Origin of the sequence: Xanthomonas arboricola pv. juglandis, from assembly GCF_001013475.1 — a bacterium.
GTDB lineage: Bacteria > Pseudomonadota > Gammaproteobacteria > Xanthomonadales > Xanthomonadaceae > Xanthomonas > Xanthomonas arboricola.
The window spans coordinates 370,853-391,212 of the sequence record NZ_JZEF01000002.1; the positions used below are offsets into that span (position 1 = coordinate 370,853).

23 protein-coding genes are annotated in these 20,360 nt (G+C 67.0%); 17 read left to right on the forward strand and 6 right to left on the reverse strand.

The window, feature by feature from the left end; all coding sequences use genetic code 11:
* Window positions 1-10: 10 nt before the first annotated feature.
* From XARJCFBP2528_RS06950 to XARJCFBP2528_RS06975, 6 genes are all read left to right on the forward strand, one after another.
* Window positions 11-349 carry a P-II family nitrogen regulator gene (locus XARJCFBP2528_RS06950; protein ID WP_002808480.1) on the forward strand — a complete coding sequence of 113 codons (339 nt, stop codon included), beginning with the start codon at window positions 11-13 and terminating at the stop codon, window positions 347-349.
* Between the two features lie 22 nt (window positions 350-371).
* A complete protein-coding gene (locus XARJCFBP2528_RS06955) occupies window positions 372-1,814 on the forward strand; it encodes an ammonium transporter (protein ID WP_024940499.1) in 1,443 nt (480 codons plus the stop codon).
* Between the two features lie 264 nt (window positions 1,815-2,078).
* A complete protein-coding gene (locus XARJCFBP2528_RS06960; protein WP_016903409.1) occupies window positions 2,079-3,134 on the forward strand; it encodes a two-component system sensor histidine kinase NtrB in 1,056 nt (351 codons plus the stop codon).
* Window positions 3,127-4,557, forward strand: a complete 1,431-nt coding sequence (gene ntrC, locus XARJCFBP2528_RS06965; RefSeq protein ID WP_016903408.1) for a nitrogen regulation protein NR(I) — start codon at window positions 3,127-3,129, stop codon at window positions 4,555-4,557. Before XARJCFBP2528_RS06960 ends, ntrC begins: the two co-directional genes overlap by 8 nt.
* 403 nt (window positions 4,558-4,960) lie before the next feature.
* Window positions 4,961-5,560, forward strand: a complete 600-nt coding sequence (locus tag XARJCFBP2528_RS06970; protein WP_039516513.1) for a superoxide dismutase family protein — start codon at window positions 4,961-4,963, stop codon at window positions 5,558-5,560.
* 49 nt (window positions 5,561-5,609) lie between these two features.
* Window positions 5,610-6,257 (forward strand): superoxide dismutase family protein, encoded by a 648-nt coding sequence (locus XARJCFBP2528_RS06975; protein ID WP_047124533.1) that lies wholly within the window; start codon window positions 5,610-5,612, stop codon window positions 6,255-6,257.
* A gap of 168 nt (window positions 6,258-6,425) precedes the next feature.
* Here the strand turns inward: XARJCFBP2528_RS06975 and XARJCFBP2528_RS06980 are convergent, their stop codons facing one another.
* Window positions 6,426-6,863 (reverse strand): VOC family protein, encoded by a 438-nt coding sequence (locus XARJCFBP2528_RS06980; protein WP_047124534.1) that lies wholly within the window; start codon window positions 6,861-6,863, stop codon window positions 6,426-6,428.
* Entirely contained in the window at window positions 6,860-7,744 is an 885-nt protein-coding gene (locus tag XARJCFBP2528_RS06985) for a hypothetical protein (protein ID WP_047124535.1), read from the reverse strand. Before XARJCFBP2528_RS06985 ends, XARJCFBP2528_RS06980 begins: the two co-directional genes overlap by 4 nt.
* Window positions 7,745-7,832: 88 nt before the next feature.
* On the opposite strand from XARJCFBP2528_RS06985, the gene XARJCFBP2528_RS06990 reads away from it, so the two are divergent.
* Together XARJCFBP2528_RS06990 and XARJCFBP2528_RS06995 are read left to right on the forward strand one after the other, a co-directional pair.
* Window positions 7,833-9,128: an acetyl-CoA C-acetyltransferase gene (locus XARJCFBP2528_RS06990; protein ID WP_026064548.1), complete on the forward strand. Its 1,296-nt coding sequence runs from the start codon at window positions 7,833-7,835 to the stop codon at window positions 9,126-9,128.
* A gap of 121 nt (window positions 9,129-9,249) precedes the next feature.
* Window positions 9,250-9,792: a hypothetical protein gene (locus XARJCFBP2528_RS06995; RefSeq protein ID WP_026064547.1), complete on the forward strand. Its 543-nt coding sequence runs from the start codon at window positions 9,250-9,252 to the stop codon at window positions 9,790-9,792.
* A 184-nt stretch (window positions 9,793-9,976) separates the two neighbouring features.
* Here the strand turns inward: XARJCFBP2528_RS06995 and XARJCFBP2528_RS07000 are convergent, their stop codons facing one another.
* The 3 genes from XARJCFBP2528_RS07000 to XARJCFBP2528_RS07010 all read right to left on the reverse strand — a co-directional run bounded on the left by XARJCFBP2528_RS07000 (window position 9,977) and on the right by XARJCFBP2528_RS07010 (window position 13,171).
* Window positions 9,977-11,242, reverse strand: coding sequence for a heme biosynthesis protein HemY (locus tag XARJCFBP2528_RS07000; protein WP_047124536.1), 1,266 nt, complete (start codon window positions 11,240-11,242; stop codon window positions 9,977-9,979).
* Window positions 11,239-12,216 (reverse strand): uroporphyrinogen-III C-methyltransferase, encoded by a 978-nt coding sequence (locus XARJCFBP2528_RS07005; RefSeq protein WP_047124537.1) that lies wholly within the window; start codon window positions 12,214-12,216, stop codon window positions 11,239-11,241. Before XARJCFBP2528_RS07005 ends, XARJCFBP2528_RS07000 begins: the two co-directional genes overlap by 4 nt.
* 103 nt (window positions 12,217-12,319) lie before the next feature.
* Window positions 12,320-13,171: a uroporphyrinogen-III synthase gene (locus tag XARJCFBP2528_RS07010; RefSeq protein WP_282955776.1), complete on the reverse strand. Its 852-nt coding sequence runs from the start codon at window positions 13,169-13,171 to the stop codon at window positions 12,320-12,322.
* A 137-nt stretch (window positions 13,172-13,308) separates the two neighbouring features.
* On the opposite strand from XARJCFBP2528_RS07010, the gene XARJCFBP2528_RS07015 reads away from it, so the two are divergent.
* The 6 genes from XARJCFBP2528_RS07015 to XARJCFBP2528_RS07040 all read left to right on the forward strand — a co-directional run bounded on the left by XARJCFBP2528_RS07015 (window position 13,309) and on the right by XARJCFBP2528_RS07040 (window position 17,359).
* Complete coding sequence (locus XARJCFBP2528_RS07015; RefSeq protein WP_016903398.1) at window positions 13,309-14,118, forward strand: glycosyltransferase family 25 protein; 810 nt, start codon at window positions 13,309-13,311, stop codon at window positions 14,116-14,118.
* Between the two features lie 138 nt (window positions 14,119-14,256).
* A complete protein-coding gene (locus tag XARJCFBP2528_RS07020; RefSeq protein WP_026064546.1) occupies window positions 14,257-14,727 on the forward strand; it encodes a YiiD C-terminal domain-containing protein in 471 nt (156 codons plus the stop codon).
* A gap of 28 nt (window positions 14,728-14,755) precedes the next feature.
* On the forward strand, window positions 14,756-15,178 hold the full coding sequence (locus tag XARJCFBP2528_RS07025) for a hypothetical protein (protein WP_026064545.1): 423 nt from the start codon (window positions 14,756-14,758) through the stop codon (window positions 15,176-15,178).
* 76 nt (window positions 15,179-15,254) lie between these two features.
* On the forward strand, window positions 15,255-15,692 hold the full coding sequence (locus tag XARJCFBP2528_RS07030) for a rhodanese-like domain-containing protein (protein ID WP_016903395.1): 438 nt from the start codon (window positions 15,255-15,257) through the stop codon (window positions 15,690-15,692).
* 110 nt (window positions 15,693-15,802) lie between these two features.
* Window positions 15,803-16,318, forward strand: a complete 516-nt coding sequence (gene secB / locus XARJCFBP2528_RS07035; protein ID WP_016903394.1) for a protein-export chaperone SecB — start codon at window positions 15,803-15,805, stop codon at window positions 16,316-16,318.
* A 15-nt stretch (window positions 16,319-16,333) separates the two neighbouring features.
* Window positions 16,334-17,359: an NAD(P)H-dependent glycerol-3-phosphate dehydrogenase gene (locus XARJCFBP2528_RS07040; protein WP_026064544.1), complete on the forward strand. Its 1,026-nt coding sequence runs from the start codon at window positions 16,334-16,336 to the stop codon at window positions 17,357-17,359.
* Window positions 17,360-17,631: 272 nt separating this feature from the next.
* Here XARJCFBP2528_RS07040 and XARJCFBP2528_RS07045 read toward each other — a convergent pair whose 3' ends face one another.
* Complete coding sequence (locus XARJCFBP2528_RS07045; protein ID WP_016904049.1) at window positions 17,632-18,228, reverse strand: OmpO family porin; 597 nt, start codon at window positions 18,226-18,228, stop codon at window positions 17,632-17,634.
* Window positions 18,229-18,518: 290 nt separating this feature from the next.
* Between XARJCFBP2528_RS07045 and XARJCFBP2528_RS07050 the strand changes: the two genes are divergently transcribed.
* Genes XARJCFBP2528_RS07050 through XARJCFBP2528_RS07060 form a run of 3 tightly spaced genes read left to right on the forward strand, consistent with a single transcriptional unit; the run spans window position 18,519 to window position 20,294 of the window.
* Window positions 18,519-19,076, forward strand: coding sequence for a tetratricopeptide repeat protein (locus XARJCFBP2528_RS07050; protein WP_039529133.1), 558 nt, complete (start codon window positions 18,519-18,521; stop codon window positions 19,074-19,076).
* A 36-nt stretch (window positions 19,077-19,112) separates the two neighbouring features.
* Window positions 19,113-19,469 carry a hypothetical protein gene (locus XARJCFBP2528_RS07055; protein WP_228888317.1) on the forward strand — a complete coding sequence of 119 codons (357 nt, stop codon included), beginning with the start codon at window positions 19,113-19,115 and terminating at the stop codon, window positions 19,467-19,469.
* Window positions 19,470-19,475: 6 nt separating this feature from the next.
* Window positions 19,476-20,294 carry a glycosyltransferase family 9 protein gene (locus XARJCFBP2528_RS07060; protein WP_047124539.1) on the forward strand — a complete coding sequence of 273 codons (819 nt, stop codon included), beginning with the start codon at window positions 19,476-19,478 and terminating at the stop codon, window positions 20,292-20,294.
* The last annotated feature ends 66 nt before the right edge of the window (window positions 20,295-20,360 follow it).

Here is a 20,360-nt window from a genome sequence, read left to right on the forward strand (position 1 = left end):
GGGTATGCGCATGAAATTGATCACCGCCATCATCCGGCCGTTCAAGCTCGACGAGGTCCGCGAGGCCCTGTCCGCAGCAGGCGTGTCGGGCATCACCGTGACCGAGGTCAAGGGTTTCGGGCGCCAGAAAGGCCACACCGAGCTGTACCGCGGCGCCGAGTACGTCGTCGATTTCCTGCCCAAGATCAAGATCGAGACGGTGGTGACCGACGACCGGCTGGACGCAGTGGTCGAGGCGATCCAGAACGCTGCCGGCACCGGCAAGATCGGCGACGGCAAGATCTTCGTGACCGCGATCGAGCAAGTCGTGCGCATCCGCACCGGCGAGATCGGCGCCGATGCGCTCTGAGTCCCCCACCCCCGGAGTTCTTATGAAGACAGCCCTTTTTGCCGGGTGGAAAGCCCGGTTCTACAGTGTCTGCATGCTGATGCTGTTCAGCGCGCTGGTGGTGGGCGGCATGGGCAGCGCGCACGCGCAGTCCACCCCGCAGGTCACCCCGCTGCCGACCGAGCCGGTCACCACCGAACCGCTGCCGTCGGCGCAGCCGCCCGCCGCACCGGTGGCCGCCGCCGAGGCTGCGCCGGTGGTGGAGAAGGGCGATGTCGCCTGGATGCTGACCTCCACGCTGCTGGTGCTGCTGATGGTGGTGCCGGGCCTGGCGTTGTTCTACGGCGGCATGGTGCGCGCCAAGAACGTGCTGTCGGTGCTGATCCAGGTCGCGGTGGTGTTCTCGCTGCTGACCATCCTGTGGGTGGTGTACGGCTACAGCCTGGCGTTCTCCGGCGAAGGCCCGTGGATCGGCAACCTGGACAAGGCGCTGCTCAAGGGCGTGACCATCGAGACGCTGGCGGCCACCTTCACCAAGGGTGTGAGCCTGCCGGAATACGTGTTCGTGGCGTTCCAGGCGACCTTTGCCGGCATCACCGGTGCGCTGATCGTCGGCGCCTTTGCCGAACGCGCCAAGTTCGCCGCGGTGCTGCTGTTCTCGGTGATCTGGTTCACCTTCGGCTACCTGCCGCTGGCGCACATGGTCTGGGCCACCGGCGGATACCTGTTCGGCCTGGGTGCGCTGGATTTTGCCGGCGGCACCGTGGTGCACATCAATGCCGGTATCGCCGGCCTGGTCGGCGCCTACTTCGTCGGCAAGCGCGCCGGCCTGGGCCGCGAGGCGATCAAGCCGCACAACGTGACCCTGACCTTCGTCGGTGCCTCGCTACTGTGGGTGGGCTGGTTCGGTTTCAACGCCGGCTCCAACCTGGAAGCCAATGCCGGTGCGGCGCTGGCCTTCCTCAACACCTTGCTGGCCACTGCTGCTGCCATCCTGGGCTGGTCGCTGACCGAGAAGATCATCAAGGGCAAGTCGTCCGCGCTGGGCGTGGCTTCGGGCATGGTCGCCGGCCTGGTCGGCATCACCCCGGCCTGCGGCACGGTGGGTCCGTTCGGTGCGATCGTCATCGGCCTGGCCGCCGGCGTGCTGTGCGTGTGGGGTGTCACCGGCCTGAAGCGCCTGCTGGGCGCCGACGACAGCCTGGACGTGTTCGGCGTGCATGGCCTGGGCGGCATCATCGGCGCCATCCTGACCGGCGTGTTCTCGGCGGCCTCGCTGGGCGGCCAGAAGGGCGGCGATTACGACATCGTGCATCAGGTCGGCATCCAGGCGCTGGGCGTGGGCATCACCCTGGTGTGGATCGGCGTGGTGTCGGTGGTGGGCTTCCTGGTCGCCAAGCTGGTGTTCGGCCTGCGCGTCACCGAAGAAGCCGAGCGCGAGGGCCTGGATATCACCTCGCACGGCGAAGCGGCATACGAGTCCTGAGCATGCACACCCGCGGCCACGCTGCCGCGGGTGGCGCAACGACCCGGCCGGGACAGCCGTGCCGGGTCCGTTTTCCCCGTTGCCCCACTGGGCGCGGACCAACTGCCGAGGTGCCTGCATGACCAGCCCCACGCCTGTGACTGTCGGCGCGGATGCCCGCTGGATCGGTGCGACCTGCTGCCGTCCGGCCCCGATGCCTTGCCTGCATGTTTCGTTCTGCGCGCCATATGCGCAGGTCGATCGTGCTTGCACTAAATTGGTGCAATGCTGATGTCGTCCATCCTCCCGTCGCTGGACAGCCTGGGCACACCGGTGGCCTGGGCCGACCGCGAGGGTCGCGTGCTGGGCGTCAATCCGGCCTTCGCGCGCTGGCTCGGGGTCAGTGCGCGGCGCCTGGTCGATCAACCGCTGGCCGCGCTGGAAGTGCAGGGCGATGCGCTGGCCCGTTTCCTGCTCAACGACGAGCGCGACGTGCTGCGCCTGCATCGGCTGGCATTGGGCCTGCCCAATGACGCGCCGCGCTTTGCCGAAGGCTGGCTGTCGCGGCTGGACGACGGCGGCTGGCTGCTGGAAACCCATCCGGTCGACGAATTCCCCGCGCTGGATCCCACCCATGCGCTGCCCAATGCCCTGAGCGCCGCGCTCAAGGGCCTGGCGCACGAACTGCGCAATCCGTTGGCCGGGCTCAAGGGCGCGGCGCAGTTGCTGGCGCGGCGCTCGGCCGGGCGCGACGAGGACGAGCGCGAGCTGATCGAGTTGATCGGCACCGAGATCGAACGCCTCAATACCTTGCTCGAACGCCTGCTCTCGCCCACGCCGGCGCGCCCGCACGACCGCCTCAACATCCACGTCGTGCTTGAGCGTGTGCTGCGCCTGGCCGAGGCCGAGGGCGGCTGGTCGGTGCAGGTGCAGCGCGATTACGACCCCAGCATTCCCGACATCCTCGGCGATGGCGACCGCCTGACCCAGGCGGTGTGGAATCTGGTGCGCAATGCGTTCCAGGCCGGCGCCACGCGGGTGACCCTGCGCACCCGCGTCGAGCACGGCCAGCGCATCCGTGACCGCGTGCATGCGATGTCGCTGCGGCTGGAGATCATCGACGACGGCGGCGGCGTGCCGGAGGAACTGGCCGAGCACCTGTTCCTGCCGCTGGTCAGCGGCCGCGCCGAGGGCAGCGGCCTGGGCCTGGCGCTGGCCCAGCAGGTCTCGCGCGAACACCACGGCACGCTGACCTACCGCTCGCGGCCGGGGCATACCGTTTTCACCCTGCTGCTGCCCGAGCTGGCCGGCGATCACGACAAGGAGCATCTGCATGGCTGAGGCCGCCGCCGCATCCCACCACATCTGGGTGGTCGACGACGACCGTTCGGTCCGCTTCGTGCTGTCCACCGCCTTGCGCGATGCCGGCTACGCCGTGGATGGCTTCGAAAGTGCCGCCGCCGCACTGCAGGCACTGGCCATGCGGCCCACCCCGGATCTGCTGTTCACCGACGTGCGCATGCCCGGCGAAGACGGCCTGAGCCTGCTCGACAAGCTCAAGTCCAGGCACCCGCAACTGCCGGTGATCGTGATGTCGGCCTACACCGATGTCGCCAGTACCGCCGGCGCCTTCCGCGGCGGGGCGCACGAGTTCCTGTCCAAGCCCTTCGATCTGGACGATGCGGTGGCCTTGGCCGCACGCGCGCTACCGGATGCCGATGCCGGCGTCGAGGAGATCATCGGGACACCGTTGGCAGAAGGCTCGGCCTCGCTGATCGGCGACACCCCGGCGATGCAGGCGCTGTTCCGCGCGATCGGCCGGCTGGCGCAGGCACCGCTGTCGGTGCTGATCAATGGCGAGACCGGCACCGGCAAGGAACTGGTGGCGCGCGCGCTGCATAACGAATCGCCGCGCGCGCGCAAGCCCTTCGTCGCGCTCAACACCGCCGCCATTCCCGCGGAACTGCTGGAAAGCGAATTGTTCGGCCACGAAACCGGCGCCTTCACCGGCGCCACCAAACGCCATATCGGCCGCTTCGAACAGGCCGACGGCGGCACGCTGTTCCTGGACGAAATCGGCGACATGCCGCTGCCGCTGCAGACCCGCCTGCTGCGCGTGCTGGCCGAGAACGAATTCTTCCGCGTCGGCGGGCGCGAGTTGATCCGCGTCGATGTGCGCGTGATCGCCGCCACCCACCAGGACCTGGAGGCGCTGGTCGAACAAGGCCGCTTCCGTGCCGACCTGTTGCATCGCCTGGACGTGGTGCGCCTGCAATTGCCGCCGTTGCGCGAGCGCCGCGGCGATATCGCGCAGCTGGCCGAGAATTTCCTGGCCATGGCCGGGCGCAAGCTCGACATGCTGCCCAAGCGGCTGTCCTCGGCCGCGCTGGAACAACTCCGCCAATACGATTGGCCCGGCAACGTGCGCGAGCTGGAAAACGTCTGCTGGCGCCTGGCGGCCCTGGCCACTGCCGACATCATCGACGTGGTCGACGTGGAATCGGCACTGGCGCGCGGCGGCCGCCGCCAGCGTGCCGGCCGCGGCGACGGGCAATGGGACGAGATGCTCTCCAGCTGGGCCGCGCAACGCCTGAGCGAAGGCGCCCAGGGCCTGCACGCCGAAGCCCGCGAACGCCTGGACAAGACCCTGCTCGAAGCCGCCCTGCAACTCACCCAGGGCCGCCGTGCCGAAGCCGCCGCCCGATTGGGTCTGGGCCGCAACACCGTCACCCGCAAACTCGGTCCGGGCCGCAAACGCCGCTGATCTGAGTCTAAGCCCCTCTCCCATGGGAGAGGGGTTGGGGTGAGGGTCCCTTTGGCGATGGAAGCGCTGCTGCACGCGCATCTATTCCAACGATGCCTTGATCGAGCTGAGGCTGCCCGACATTGCCCGCGGCAAGCGTTGCTGAGTGGCACGCCGCCGCATCCTTGCTCTCGATGACGCCATCGCAGTTCTAACGTGCCGACGCCATCGTCCAAGCAGCTCACGACACTTGTACTTGGCGCCTCGCACACCATCCCAACAACCCGCATTCCATCGACCCGCACCTCCAACAACCCGAGCATCCACACCAACCCCCGTAAACTCCTGTACTGCCAGCGGCGCATTTCATGACATGTGAACATGCGCCCGCATAGGTTTCCAGCCTGATCAGGAGAACAGCTCGATGCGTTACCGGTCGTCCACGATCGTTGCCCTCACCGCGCTGGCGCTTGCCGCCTGCAGCAGCACGCCACCGCCTCCGCCACCACCGCCCCCGGCGGCGCGCGTGGTACCCGTGCGTCCGGTCCAGCAGGCCGAAGCGGCGCTGGCATCGGCGTCGGGCAGCCTGGTCAGTGGTCGGGTGGTGCTGGTCCCTGCGCTGCAAGGCATTCGCATCACCGGCACGGTCGGTGGTCTGCGTCCGGGCGGCGTGGCCGGTTTCCATGTGCACGAACGCGGCGATTGCAGCGCCGCCGACGCCAGCAGTGCCGGTGCGCATTTCAATCCGACCGGTGCGGCGCATGGACGTGCCGGCAACACTCCCCACCACGCCGGCGACATGGACAACCTGCGTGCCGATGCCGAAGGTGTCGCGCATCTGGACATGATCGTTGCCGGTATCACCCTCGGCGATGCCGCACCCACCGACGTGGTCGGCAAGTCGCTGGTCGTGCATGCCGATGCCGACGATTACCGCAGCCAACCCAGCGGCAATGCCGGCGCACGCCTGGCCTGCGGCGTCATCCGCGTCACCCAGTGGCGCACACCCCCTTCGCAGCCCTGAGTCGGGGCACCCCTGGCTGCAGCTGCGGCCTTTCTACAGGAGTTTTTTCATGCGCATTCTTCCAACGACGTTGTTCCTGGCCACCGCGCTGGCGCTGACCGCGTGCAAGCGCGACGAACCCGCACCGGCCGACCCTGCACCCGCACCGCAGGCCGGTGCAGCGGCCGAAGCGGCGCATGGCGGCGAGCACGCCGCGTCCATGGTCACCGAAGCGGCGGCCACCACCACCGCAACCGCCGAGCTCAAGCCGACCAAGGGCAGCGATGTCAAAGGCACGGTGAGCTTCAAGATCGTCGACGGCGCGCTGCGTGTCACCGGCCAGCTCAGTGGCCTCAAGCCCGGCAGCGAACACGGCTTCCATATCCACGAGAAGGGCGATTGCAGCGCACCGGACGGCAGCAGCGCCGGCGGCCACTTCAATCCGGCCCAATCCGATCACGGCGCCGTCAGTGCCGACCCGCACCACGGCGGCGACATGCCCAACATCAAGGCCGATGCGCAGGGCAATGCCAGCATCGACGGCCCGGTGTCGAGCAACGTCAATCTCGGCAAGGCCGACCAGTTCGATATCGCCGGCCACGCGGTGATCGTGCATGCCGATGCGGACGACTACAAGACCCAGCCCACCGGCAACGCCGGCGGCCGTCTGGCCTGCGGCGTGATCACCACCGACAACGCGCCGGCTGCAGCCAGGTAAGCAGGGCAAGTCAGCGGCCAGGCCAAACGCCGCGGTGATCGATCACCGCGGCGTTGTTGTTCCTGTGCTGCGGTGGGAGCGATCCGGTCATGCGCTGCGGCATGCTCAATGCTTCCTGTTCGCACGCATCGAAGTGCCGGGCGCCGTGCGCACCGCGTCATCAGCGACTCAATAATTCGGCCACAGCCCCGGCGTTGCCAGCTCCAGCAGATGCGCATCCGGATCGCGGAAGTACAGGCTCTGCCCGCCGCCCGGCCACTGGGTGCGGCCTTCGATGGGCACATCGCAGGCCTGCAGATGTGCCTCCCATCCGGCCAACGCATCGGCGGCGATGGCCAGTGCGTAATGTGCCCGCCCGCTGCCATCGTGCGGCGGAATCGTGCCGCCCGGCAGCGTGACGGTGGTGGCGGTGCTGCCTTGCAGGAACAGCAGCAGCACCTGCCCGGGGGCGATTGCATACGCGGCCATGCGCGCGTCGCGGTACATGGCTGCCAGTCCCAGCACGCGGGCATAGAACGCGCAGGCGCGTTCCAGATCTGCCACATACACGCCGGTTTCCAAGACGCCCTGCAACGCCGGCGCCGTGGAAGCCGGCGCCTGGCTCACGCGGCCAATGCCTGGCGCGGATCCTGGCCCGGTTCCACGTGCACGTACAGCACGGGCAGGCCATGCGCTTCCAGCACTGCGGCCATCTGCCGCTGACGCGACAGATACTGCTCGTATACCCCGCGCAGGCGCTCGCAATTGTCGCGGTCGTGCGCGTAGTAATCGCACCATCCGGCCGGGTCGAACAGCGCGATGCGCACTTCGCCATCGACGTAGCGCAGCACCGGCTCAGGCGGCTGTTCCAGCCACTCTTCGGACTGCGGCGCCAGCAGGGCGGCTTCGATCAGCGGCCACAACGGGGCCAGGCCCTGGTTGTCGTACTGCATCGAAATCATTGCGGCCAGATCGTTCGCGGTGAGATACCGCGCATGTTCGATGCGTGCGCCGAAGCTTTCCTGCGCCAGCAGCGCGGTATCGGCCTGCGCCATGCCCTGGGCCAGCAGCACGTCTTCCATCGCATCGGCCACCGTCGTCACGATCTGCGGATCGCCGGAGAGCAGGAACGGCAGCACGCGCAGGCCGCCACCGGTCAGCTGCGGGTCGGCCTGGAAGGGCAGGGGGATCTCGCCCTGCGCATCGGCGCCGAACGCCAGCACGCGCGGGCCCTGGTCGCGCCCGGGGGCGCGCGCATGCAGCTCGTCCAGCCGGCGATGCAGCGGCCAGCCCGGCCGCAGCACTTCGGCCGGGTCGAAGTGCGCCATTGCCACGCTGAGCTCGAGCTCGCGGACTTCGGGGATCCACTGTGCCAGGTCGCGGCCGATGCGTTCGGCCAGCATGCCGGCCTGCTCGGGCGCCAGGGCGCCGCGCTCGGGGGCGGTGCCGCCCGTCAATTCCAGCGCCATCACACCCATGGCGGTCACGCCGTGTTCGGTCTTGCTCATGATTCGCGGTTGGCCCATCACGGGGTCGAAGCTACACTGCGGCCATTATGCCTGCCGGCCCTGTGCAGGCCATGTCCCCGAGTCCTCCATGCCAGGTCAACCGATGCCCGCAGCCCGTCCCGTCGCCATTCTGGGCGGCGTTCGTATCCCGTTCTGTCGTCAGAACACCGCTTACGCGGACGTGGGCAACCTGGGCATGTCGGTGCGCACGCTGGGCGCGCTGGTCGAGCGCTTCGGGCTGCACGGGCAGCAACTGGGCGAAGTGGCGATGGGGGCGGTGATCAAGCACTCCTCGGACTGGAACCTGGCGCGCGAGGCGGCGTTGTCGTCCGGGTTGTCGCCGCTGACGCCGGGCATCACCCTGCAGCGTGCCTGCGGCACCAGCCTGGATTCGGTGATCACCATCGCCAACAAGATCGCGCTGGGCCAGATCGATTCGGGCATCGGCGGCGGCTCGGACACCACCTCCGAAGTGCCGATCGTCTACGGCAAGAAGCTGCGCGCGCGGCTGATGGCCGCCAACCGCGCTAAGGCCACCGGTGACAAGCTCAAGGCCCTGCTGCGCGGCTTCAAGCTGAGCGAGCTCAAGCCTGAATTCCCCGGCGTGGCCGAGCCGCGCACCGGCAAGAGCATGGGCGACCACTGCGAGGACATGGCCAAGGAATGGAACATCTCGCGTGATTCGCAGGACGAATGGGCAGTGTCCTCGCACCACAAGCTGGCCGCTGCCTATGAGCGCGGCTTCTTCGACACGCTGATCGCGCCGTTCCGCGGCGTCTCGCGCGACAACATCCTGCGCGCCGACACCTCGCTGGAAAAGCTGGCCACGCTGCGTCCGGCCTTCGACAAGACCTCCGGCCGCGGTACGCTGACCGCGGCCAATTCCACCCCGCTCACCGATGGCGCGGCCGCGGTGCTGCTGTCCAGCGAAGCCTGGGCGCTGGCGCATGGCCACACTCCGATGGCCTATCTGCGCGATGCGCAGGTGGCGGCGGTGGATTTCGTGCATGGCGAAGGCCTGTTGATGGCGCCGACCATCGCGGTGCCGCAGATGCTGGCGCGTCAGGGCCTGACCCTGCAGGACTTCGACATCTACGAAATCCACGAGGCCTTTGCCGCGCAGGTGCTGTGCACGCTGCGCGCCTGGGAAAGCGAGGATTACTGCCGCAATCGCCTGGGGCTGGAAGCGCCGCTCGGGCATATCGACCCGGACAAGATCAACCCGCTGGGTTCGTCGCTGGCCACCGGCCACCCCTTCGCCGCCACTGGCGCACGCGTGGTGGCAACGGCTGCCAAGCAACTGGAAGAACGCGGCGGCGGCCGCGCGTTGATTTCGATCTGCACCGCTGGCGGCATGGGCGTGGTGGCTATCGTCGAGCGCTGACGCTGCTGCGCAGCGTGGGGTTGGGCATTCGGAATTGAGGATTCGCAAAGCAGCTGCGGACTCCTGATTTTACGAATTCCCAATTCCCAATCCCGAATCCCCAACCTGCAAGGACGCATGGATGTCGAACGTTGATTCACGCGAGCCCCCTACGCTTTATCTGCCTCCGACGCACGGCGCCGCGTGGCGCGAGGGCGATGTGCTGGTGTGCACGCCGGGCGCCGATCTGCCGCCGCGTTGCGTCAAGTGCAATGCGCCGGCGGACATCTCGCCGCGTCGCTACATCTTCCATTGGCATCACCCGGCGATCTATCTGGCGCTGCTGATGGGGGTGCTGCCGTATCTGATCCTGGCCATCGTGCTGCGCAAGCGCAGTGCGCACGTGCTGAGCCTGTGCGCTTGGCATGAGCGCCGCCGCGTGCGTTGTGTCGCCATCGCGATGGCGTCGATCGTGCCGTTGTTGGTCGGGGTGCTGTGGATCGGTGGCGCGACCGGCTGGCTGACCGGTGCCGGTGTGATGGCGGTTATGCTGTTGATCGGCAGACGCGGTTCGCGCGTGTTGTCGGCGCAATCGGTCGATCACGAGCAGGCACGTTATCTCGGTGCCTGTGACGCGTTTTTGCGCGCATTGCCGGCGCCGCCCCGGGAATCGCGCGATTGGTGATCTGCGCCGCTGCGTTTGCAGATAGCTTCGTCACGTGCGTGCGTTGCCATCCCTGCAGATGTGATGACAGGCCGGCAAATGTTGCCGGTGGCGCTTTTCCCCGGATCTAGAAAAACAAAAGCCCCGGACATGCCGGGGCTCCTGGTGAATCCACGCATCGCCGCAATAGCGGTCAGACCTAAGATCAGAGCACGCGATCGTCCGGTGCGAGCGGGTCGGCCGGCGGCGTGGCATACGCCGAGACGATCGGTCCGCGCAGCGACTGCTGTGGCAAGCCCTCGTGCACCGGCTCGCCGCGTGCGGCGCGCAGGGCGTTGGCGTAGCAATGCTGCGCCGACAGCAGATCCCCGGCGGCGGCGAAGCCGTGGCCGAGTTCTTCCCAGGCCTCGCTGCCCGCGCCATTGGCCACTGCGCGATGCAGGAACTCTTCGGCCTGCGACCACTGCTGCTGGTGGCGTGCCAGACGCGCCAGGGTCAGCAACAGGCCCGGGCTGTCCGGGTATTGGGTCAGCCAACGCTGTGCACTGGCGCGGCGCGAATCGTATTTTTCCAGCGGCAGCACGCCATACAGGCGCACCAGCGATTCGTCCCACTGCGTATCCAGCGCCTGCTCCAGGCTATGCACCGCCGCATCGTCCCAGTGCAGCACTGCCGCGCGCTGTGCATAGGCACCCACCACCGCGGGATAGGTACGCAGCGGTTTGGGCAGCGCTTCCCAGCGTTCGGCCAGGGCATTGGCATCGCCGGCCTGCAACAGCGTCTGCTCGGCCAGCGTGGCTTCCAGTGCACTGTAGGCCTCCGGTGCCAGCACCGCCTGCTGACGCAATGCGCCCAGCTGACCATAGGCCTCGTCGGCGCGGCCGATCTGCGCCAGGGCGTGCGTGCGCAGCAGCAGGCCGCGCGCCGGCAGCGGTTGCGCGTTGGCATGATCGAGCGCATTGATCGCCTCGACCGGGCGTTGCCGCGCCAGATGCCGCTCGCCCTGCAGCAACGCATGCGCGGTGGGGTCGCATTCGGCCAATTGCTGGGCCAGCGCGTTGGCCGCCACCTCGTCTCCGCGTGCATCGGCAACCCGCACTGCGCTGGCCAGGGCGATGCCGCTGACCTCCGCATCCTCGCTGGCGTTGACCAACAGGCGCTCGGCACGCTGCCATTGGCCGTGATCGGCTGCGCGCAGGCCTTCGATCAGGCGGGCGCGGCCCTTCTTGCGGCGGTACTTGCCCCAGACCCGGAACGGCAGGCTGACCAGCGTCCAAACCAGCCACAGCACCAACAGCGCGATGACCAGAATCAGCAGCGCCTGCGGCATGGCGGCGCGATAGTCGTTGCCGCCGACGCTGACCACCACATTGCCCAGGTCGTAACTGGTCTGATGCGACAGCCATTGCGCACCGAGCACGCCCAGCGCCACGGCAACCAACAGGATCAAGACGGTACGCAACACTTTCATTGGATGGATCTCCCTTCACGCATGGCCTGCAGTTGCAGCAGGGTGGTGCCCAGTTCCGGCAGGCGCGGACGCAGTGGCGCTTGTTGCAGCGTGCGCAGGCGCGTGCGTGCCTGGCGACGTTGTGGCGAATCCGGCCACAGCCGGCTGGTCCAGGTGTCCACGCGCCGCAGCGATTGCACAAAGCCGGCGACATCGCCGCGCTCGGCCGCAGCGCGGGCCAGGCTGACTTCGATCTGCAAGGCGTCGCGCGCGGCGTGGCGGTCGCCGCCGGTCAGCAGCGCATCGCCACGGCTGGGACGGATGTCCACCAGCGGTGCGAGTGCTTTCTGCCACCACGGCTGCGCCGCTTCGCTGTCTTTTGCGGTCTGTTCGGGCAGGCGCAGCAGGTCGCCGGCCAACTGATCCAGGGCTTGACCGGCCTGCGCCTGCGGACCGGCACCGAGGCGATCCAGTGCGTCGCGTTCCTGCACCAGCGCCTGGCGCAGATTGAGATAGCCGGGATCGTCGATGCCATTGAGTGCGGCATTGGCCAGTGCGTAGGCGCGGCGGGCACCGTCGGCGTCGCCGGCAATGCTCAGCCGCTGCTGGCCAAGCCGCAGCATCAGCTCCACCTCATCGAGCCGCAGCGCCTGCGCACCGTGGCGATTGGTGTCGGCGAGCCTTTGTACGGTGTCTTCGAGCAAGGCACTGCGCTGGCTCAGACCAAGCATCTCGTCGCGCAGCACGCGGTTGGTGGCTGCCGCGTCCGCCAGGCGTTCGTTGGCCAGGCGTTGGTCGCGGCGCAGCGTCTCCAGCATCTGCTGCGTGCCGTCCCAGCGCTGCTGCTGCGCCTCGGCCGCCTGCAGCTGCGCGCCTTGATAGTCCTGCCATGCGCGCCAGCCGAGGAGCAGCGCCACGCCCACGGCGACCAGCGCGACGACGAGCAGCAGCCATGCCAGGGGAAAGCGTCGCGTGGTAGCGGGCATTTCGGTCATTCGTCCATCCTCGCGCGGTCACGACGGGTGCAGGTGCTGCAGTCATCCGGCACAGCATGGCGTGCAGCGGCAGACACTCGCAAGCGGTGCTTGCGTTTGGAGTTCAGCAAGGTCGCAATGGCGTCACGATCGCCGCGGCAGCAGCGGCCAACTGCTCGGGCAAGGGGCCTGCGGCGCGCACCACATGACGGAAGCCGGCGAGGTGTGCGGATTGCAGCATGCGCTCGCTGGAGGTCACCACTGGCCGTTGCCGCAAGGTGTCGACCAGCGGTCCGGGCAACTGCTGCAGCACCAGCGTCAGCGCTTCGGCGCTGCTCAGCGCCAACACGCTAGCAGGAAGCGCATCCGCCAGCGCGCGGACTGCCGATGCGCGCAGGCGCAGCGCCACGCGCTGATAGACATCGGCGCGCAGGATGCGGGCGCCACGCTGCTCCAGGGCCGGCGCCAGCATGCCGCGCCCACCCGGGGCGGTGATCAGCCCCACGGCCTGCAGCGGCTGCCGTAACAGCGGCAGCGCGAGCAGGCCCTCGCTGTCCATGCGTGCCGGGCGTATCACCGTGTCGATGCCACAGGCCTGCAGCGCGCGCGCAGTGCCGTCTCCCACGCTCACCCATTGCGCCTGCGCCGGCCGCTGCAGTGGTGCCAGGCGATGCGCAGCGTGCACCGCGGCCGGGCTGGTGAACACCGCGATCGGCGCTTGCAAGGCCTGCCGCAATGCGGCCAGTGCCTGTGCGGTGTCGTTGGTCTGCAGCCGCCACGGCGACAGCGCCAGCAGCCGTCCGCCGTGTCGCGCGGCGGCCCGCCGTAATGGCGCGTGTTCACCGCTGGGCCGGAGCGAGATCAAGGTCCAGGCGGCGGCAGCTGGGGCGGGAGGTGTCATCCAGTGATTATGCGAGAGCCGTGCGTTATCGGGGGCGGGTGTCGCGCGCTGCGATGGCGCTGACGGCGATTCGATCCTCGCGCGCTGTCTGGCCTTTGCGTGCCTGCTCGACGCGATGCCTGCGTTTCTGCGGCCAGAACCTCGTCCCCGGGTCCGTGCCGATGACCGCTTCCGCCCACGATCCGCCACGACAATCGAGCTGGAGTGGCGCCGTGATCAAGTCCTACCTCATCAACATGCAGCGCAGCGGCGAGCGCCTGCAGGCGATGTCGACGCAGTTCCGGGCGCAAGGCCTGCCGTTCGAGCGGATTCCCGCGGTCGATGGCGCCACCCTGACGCCTGCGCAGATTGCCGACTTCGCACGCGAGCGGCCGCTGGAAGGCTCCGGGGATGCCTTCAGCACCGGCCCGCGCAAGTGGACGGCCTCCAACATCGGGTGCTTCCTGAGCCATCAGGCCGCGTGGCGCATCGCAGCCGACTCCGACGACGCCTACACCGCCATCTTCGAAGACGACATGCATCTGTCCGACGCGCTGCCGGCGCTGCTGCGCAGCAGCGAGTGGCTGCCCGGCGGCAACAGCATCGTGCGGCTGGAACCGTCCTACAACCGCATCAAGCTCGATGCCAAGGTCGCCGAAGTCGGTGGCCGGCAGCTGCGCCTGGTGCGTCCCTCGACCCACCAACACTGCTGGCCGGTCTGCGCCGGTGCGCTGATCCTCAGCCGCGATGCGGCGCGCCTGCTGCTGGCGGCCGACGCGCGCTGGCACACGATGGCCGACATTTTCCTGTTCGGCTGGAACGAATCGCCGGTCGCACAGCAGCTGTCCACCTATCAGCTGGCGCCGGCGGCCTGCATCCAGGACAAGTTCTTCCACGCCGCTCCGGAGCAGATCGTGTTCACCAGCACCATCGATGCGCCGTTGACGCACGCGCAGAGGCAGCGCAGCGCGCATTGGAAGGCCAAGGCCACCGCGTTGCTGCGGGTGGCGCAGGGCTATCGCAAGGTCGTGTTCGCGCCCTGAGCCGGGCGAGACCCAGGCATGCGGCGACGCGATGCCGTACGCGTTCACCATGCGGTACCGCATGTCATTCCAGTGCACAAGACGCTCGCGGAACATTGCGGCATGATGCCGCCCTTCGCCGTCTTCCAGCCTTCGCCGATGACTCCTTCGTGCACGCTCGCATCCGCCCTGCAGTCGCTGCAGCAACAGTTCATCGCCATGCCGCCGGTCCTGTCGATGGGCATTGCCGTCGACGGCTTGCATGACGGCGCCTTGCGTTTGCGTGCGCCGCTGCAGGCCAACGTCAACGACAAGGCCAATGCATTCGGCGGCAGCCTGGCCTCGTTGATGACGCTGGCCAGCTGGGGCTGGCTGACGCTGCAACTGCAACTGGCCGGGCACAGCGCCGATGTCTACGTGGCCGACAGCCAGCTGCGCTACGTCGCCCCGGTCTACGAGGACCTGGTAGCCAATGCCGAGCCGTCCGAACTCGGCAGCTGGGAGGCATTCCTGGCGACCTTCCGGCAGCGCGGCAAGGCGCGCATCGGCATGCGTGCGCAGATCGCGCTGGGATCCGGTGCGGCGGCGGCCACCTTGAGCGGGCGCTTCGTGGCGTTTCCAAAACGGTAGGATGCGCGCTGGACTTGGGGGAATGCGCATGCGTGCAGTGATCGGGGCAATGCTGTTGCTCGGGCTGGCGATGGTCAGCGGGGGGGCGTCTGCCGGCAGCCGTGCCCAGGCACGCGCGCTGGAAACCACCCAGGCCGCCTACACCGCCGCGGTGCGCTGGAGCGATTTCGATGCCGCGCAGGGCTTTGTCGAGCCGACCTACGCCCAGGCGCATCCGCTCAGCGATCTGGAACGCTCGCGCTACGAACAGGTGCAGATCTCCGGCTACCGCGAGCTGCGGGTGGGCGAGGACGGCAACGGCGACCTGCGCCGCGAGGTCGAGTTGCGGGTGATCAACCGCAATACCCAGGCCGAGCGGCTGGTGCGCAGCATCGAGCTGTGGCGCTGGGATGCCGAGCGCAAACGCTGGTGGCTGGCCAGCGGCCTGCCCGATCTGTGGCAGGGCCAGTAGCCCGTGCCACCGGTGCCTGGCCGTCGCGCGCGCCAGCTGTGCGACAATTCCCGCCCGCTTGACTGACCCTGACCCCGTGAATTTCGAAGAGCTGCAGGCCTTTGTCGGCCGCAACCCCATGTTGTCGCTGGCCCTGGTGGGCCTGACCATCGCCCTGATCGTCACCGAGGTCGCCCGCCTGTTCCGTGGGTATCGCGCACTCAAGCCGGCCGAGCTGACCCGTTTGATCAACAGCGAGAACGCATTGGTGATCGACCTGTCGCCGACCGCCGATTTCGAAAAAGGCCACATCGCCGGCAGCCGCAACGTGGCGCTGGCCAAGTTCGACCCGGCCGGCAAGCTGCTCGCCAACGCCAAGTCCTCGCCCGTGGTGGTGGTGTGCCGCAACGGCAATGCCTCCGCAGGCGCGGCCAAGACGCTGAAGAAAGCCGGTTTCGAGCAGGTCTACTGGCTCGATGGCGGCGTGGCCGCCTGGCAGATGGCCGAACTGCCGCTGGTCAAGGGCCGCGCCTGACCGCACCTTGTGAGGCGCCGGGCAAGTCCCCATTGCTGGCGTGAGAGACTCGCACTTTCACGTCTGCATCATTCAACGCTGCATCCACCGAACCGTTTCTGGAGTTAGGAATGTCCGACGAAATCATCAACGGCGCGGTTGCGCCGGCCGACGCCGCTGCTGGCCCCGCTTTCACCATCGAGAAGATTTACGTCAAGGACGTTTCCTTCGAATCGCCGAACGCGCCGTCCGTCTTCAATGACGCCAACCAGCCCGAGCTGCAGCTGAACCTCAACCAGAAGGTGCAGCGCCTCAACGACAACGCCTTCGAAGTGGTGCTGGCCGTGACCCTGACCTGCACCGCCGGTGGCAAGACCGCCTACGTGGCCGAAGTGCAGCAGGCCGGCGTGTTCGGCCTGGTCGGCCTGGAGCCGCAGGCGATCGACGTGCTGCTCGGCACCCAGTGCCCGAACATCCTGTTCCCGTATGTGCGTACCCTGGTCAGCGACCTGATCCAGGCCGGCGGCTTCCCGCCGTTCTACCTGCAGCCGATCAACTTTGAAGCGCTGTACGCAGAAACCCTGCGCCAGCGTTCGCAGGGCGAAGGCACCTCGCTGGCCGATTCCGAGCCGGCTGGCAACGCCTAAGCCTTGCGTGCGCCGATGAGCGATTCGACGCAGAAGATCGCGGTTCTCGGCGCCGGCTCCTGGGGCACGGCCCTGGCCGCGCTGCTCGCCAGGCACGGTCACCCGACCGTGCTCTGGGGACGCGATGCGGCGATGGTGGATACCATCGACCGCACCCACGAAAACGCGCGTTATCTGCCGGGGATTGCACTGCCCGAGAGCCTGCGCGCGACAACCGACCTGCAACTGGCCATTGCCGATGCCGGCTGGATCCTGGTCGTGGTGCCCTCGCATGCATTCACCGAGACGATCCGGTTGATCGCACCGTTGCGTCCGGCCGGTGCCGGCGTTGCGTGGGCGACCAAGGGCTTCGAGCCCGGTTCCGGGCGGTTCCTGCACGAAGTGGCGCGCGACATCCTCGGTCCCGGCGTTCCGCTGGCCGTGGTGACCGGGCCGTCCTTCGCCAAGGAAGTCACGCTCGGCCTGCCGACCGCCATCACCGTGCACGGCGACGATGCGGCGTTTGCGCAGGTCGTGGCCGATGCGATGCATGGCCCGACCTTCCGCGCCTACACCGGCGATGACATGGTGGGCGCCGAGCTCGGTGGCGCAATGAAGAACGTGCTGGCGGTGGCCACCGGCGTGGCTGATGGCATGCAGCTGGGCCTCAACGCCCGTGCCGGTCTGATCACGCGCGGCTTGAACGAGATGCTGCGCCTGGCGGCGGCGATCGGTGCACGGCCGGAGACGTTGATGGGTCTGGCGGGTCTGGGCGATCTGGTGCTGACCTGCACCGGCGACCTGTCGCGCAACCGACGGCTGGGGCTGGCCCTGGGACGCGGACAGAGCCTGAACGATGCGATCCGCGAGATCGGCCAGGTGGTGGAATCGGTGCAGACCGCCGACGAAGTCATGCGTCAGGCCGAGCATCACGGCATCGAGCTGCCGATCTCCAACGCCGTGCGTGCGGTATTGCATGGCGAGATCACCCCGGAAGCAGGCCTGAAGGAGTTGCTGGCACGCGAGCGCAAGCCCGAGTACCCGCAGACCTTGTTCACCTGATCGCGGCATCGCGCGTTGACGCGCTGCGCAGAAACAACAAAAAGCCCGGCATTGCCGGGCTTTTTGTTGGTGTCGATCGCAAAGGTTGGCGGCAAGCTGTAGCCGCTTGAGCGCGATGCACGGGGCTTCTACAGCAGCCGCATTGCGCACATGCCGCTATAGCGCGATGTGCGCATCGCCAGCCGATCGCCCAAAAGAAAGAAGCCCGGTCGGGGGACCGGGCTTCCAATGCAACGCGGGAGAGAGAGTCGCGTTGCAGTCAAACGTGCGGCTTACCAGCTGAAGCGCGGGCCGACCGACCATTCCTTGTTGCCGTCGCCATCCATACGGATGTCGCCGTTGATGCCCCAGTTCTGGTTCAACTTGACCTGGGCGCCGAGGCGGCCGTAGAAGTTGTCGCCGATGTCGATGCCGCGCTTCTTGGAGAAGTCTTCGTAGCCAGCCAGGGCGTAGACTTCGAAGTGCTCGCCGAAGGCGTTACGCAGGCCGGCTTCAACGCTGTAACCGTCGAAGCTGATGTTCGGGGTGTCCAGGTCCAGCTTGCGGTAGGCAACGCGAGCAACGAAGTCGGTGCTGGTGGCGATTTCCTGGTTGTAACCCACGCCGACGCCCCACTGCTGGAAGTCGGAGTTGGAGCTTTCGAACACGTTGTCGTTGTCGTCAGCGTTCTGCTTGCTGTAATCGCCGAACACGTGGAAGTTCGGAGCGACGGCGTAGGACGCCTTCACGCCCCAACCATCAGCGTCGCGGCCTTCGGTCGGGGTGCGCACGTAGTCACCTTCGACGAAGTTGTAGGAGAGGTTTTCAGCAGCGGAGGCCGCAAACGGCAGGGCTGCGAGAAGGCCGAGGGCCAGCAGGGAATTCTTCATGATCGATACCTGTACTTATGGTTTGGGCCGGCGCTGAGGCGGATGCCGTTCGCTGCCGAGATGTAAATTCTCCGTTATTCGATGGAACGCGACATGAATTTTGGACTGACTGGTCCATGAATCATCGCGCCCCGTTCAGCTGCGCTTTTCGTGTGCAGACTCGAATGGGCGTTGGTCAAACCGCAAGTGTGATCGTTGTTATCCATCGCAAGCGTACGTTTGGCGCCTAAACTATCTGCGTTGGAAAGGGATAGACAAACGAAATGCCCTTATTGCGAGTCCAAGAATATATGACACAGAGCACAGATCAACTTCTTGCACGGGCAACGCAAGCCATGCTGGATGGGCAGGATGCAGAGTCGCTTGCGCTACTTGGCGCGCTCCTCGAGCAAGACCCGGCGTGTGCACAGGCTCACTACTTGCTCGGAGCGCAGCAAGCGCAGCTTGGAGAGTTGGGTGTGGCCGAGCAGGAATTCACCAGGGCATTGCGGTTGGCGCCGGGGCTGGTGATGGCGCGTTTCCAGATGGGCCAACTTTTACTGGTTACCGCACGCAACAGTGAAGCGGTCCAGATGTTGATGCCGTTGTCCGAATCAGTGGATGGTGCAATCGGCGCTTACGCCAGTGCCCTGATCTCCATCGCGAACGATCACATCGAACTTGCCATTTCGCAGCTGCAGATGGGGTTGGCTCAGCCGCAGCCTCTCGCAGCGCTGCAGGTAGATATGCAGCGACTCGCGCGCATGCTGTCCGAAGGTCAACAGACAGCAGAGACGATGCAGGCCGACACCGCCGAAGCGTTACCCGGCGCGTCGATGCTGCTGTCGAACTACAGCCGCTATAACTGACCGATGGAACTGGGCCGGCTTTCTCCGACTGCTGTCTTGATCGCAGCGATCCGTGGCGAGACGGTGCGGGGGCGTGGCGGCATCGCTCAAGCGGCATCAACCACACGTCGGGCCGAAGCCGCGTCTGCGGCTAAACAGGCAAAGTCGACTGCACAGCTGGAGCGTCAGTTGGTGGAGATCGTTCGCAATGTGTCCAGTGATGATCTGCCGGCGGTACGTCGCACACGACCGCTATTGATTCGACAAGTGCTGCTTTGGGAATTCGGACAGACATTCCGTGAGCATTCCGAGTGGACGTCGATCATGCGACGGATCGAAGCACAGCTCGATGCGGCCGATCCTGAGGGGCATGCCTTTGCCGGCCTGGTGCGTTCATTGCAGCGCAAGGCGTAGCGGGACATGGGCAACTATGCGGCTTACAGCTCGATCCCTGCTGCCTGGTCGCCGGATGGCATCGTGTTTCCGATGGAGGGCGCGCATACCGGCGATCTGGTGATGGCGCTTCCGGCGATTGGCGCTGCGCTCCAGCATGGCCCGGTAGCGGTGGTAGGCCTGCGGCCGAACTATTACCGGCCGCTACGACGATTGCCAATCCACTTTCGCTTCTACATCGAGGGTGGGCGTGTGCTCAGGCCGCACTGGCGCCCGAACATGCATCCCACCGATGTCTGGCTGCAAAGCCTGTCGCAGGATGCACGGGCGGTCAGAATGGACATCCCGACCGACGATGGACCATGGGTATCGCACCTGTTGCCGGGAGGGCCATGGGTCGTGTTGAGCCCCTGGGCCGACTTTGCTCCAAAGCGGTGGGAGCCCGATCGCTGGCGCGCATTTGCGCAGCATGCGGCTGATAGAGGATTTCCGGTTGCGGTATTCGGCCCGCCACAGTCGCAGGCGCTGGCCGAGTACGTCGCCGGCGATGCGCACGTCAATCTGGTCGGCATGGATACGCCGGACAATTGGCCGGCGTTATTGCGACGCGCCAGTCTGGTGGTGACGGTGGACAGCGGCCCGCTGTACTTCTGCGATGCAATGGACATCCCTGTCATCGGGCTGCATGGACGCACCCGGCTCAGCGAAGCCGGCCCCTATTGGGACAGCAGCTTATGCATTGAAGCCGATGGGATGGGGGCAGTTTCGTTCGATGCGGTGGTGGCGTCCTTCGAGCGCTGGGCGGCGCGTATCGGCGCAACTTCATGCGTCGTCGGGAGCCCGTAACGTCAGCCCTAAACTAATTTCTGCGACCCGGGATTGTAGGGAGGTAACGGCGGCAAAACGCCGACC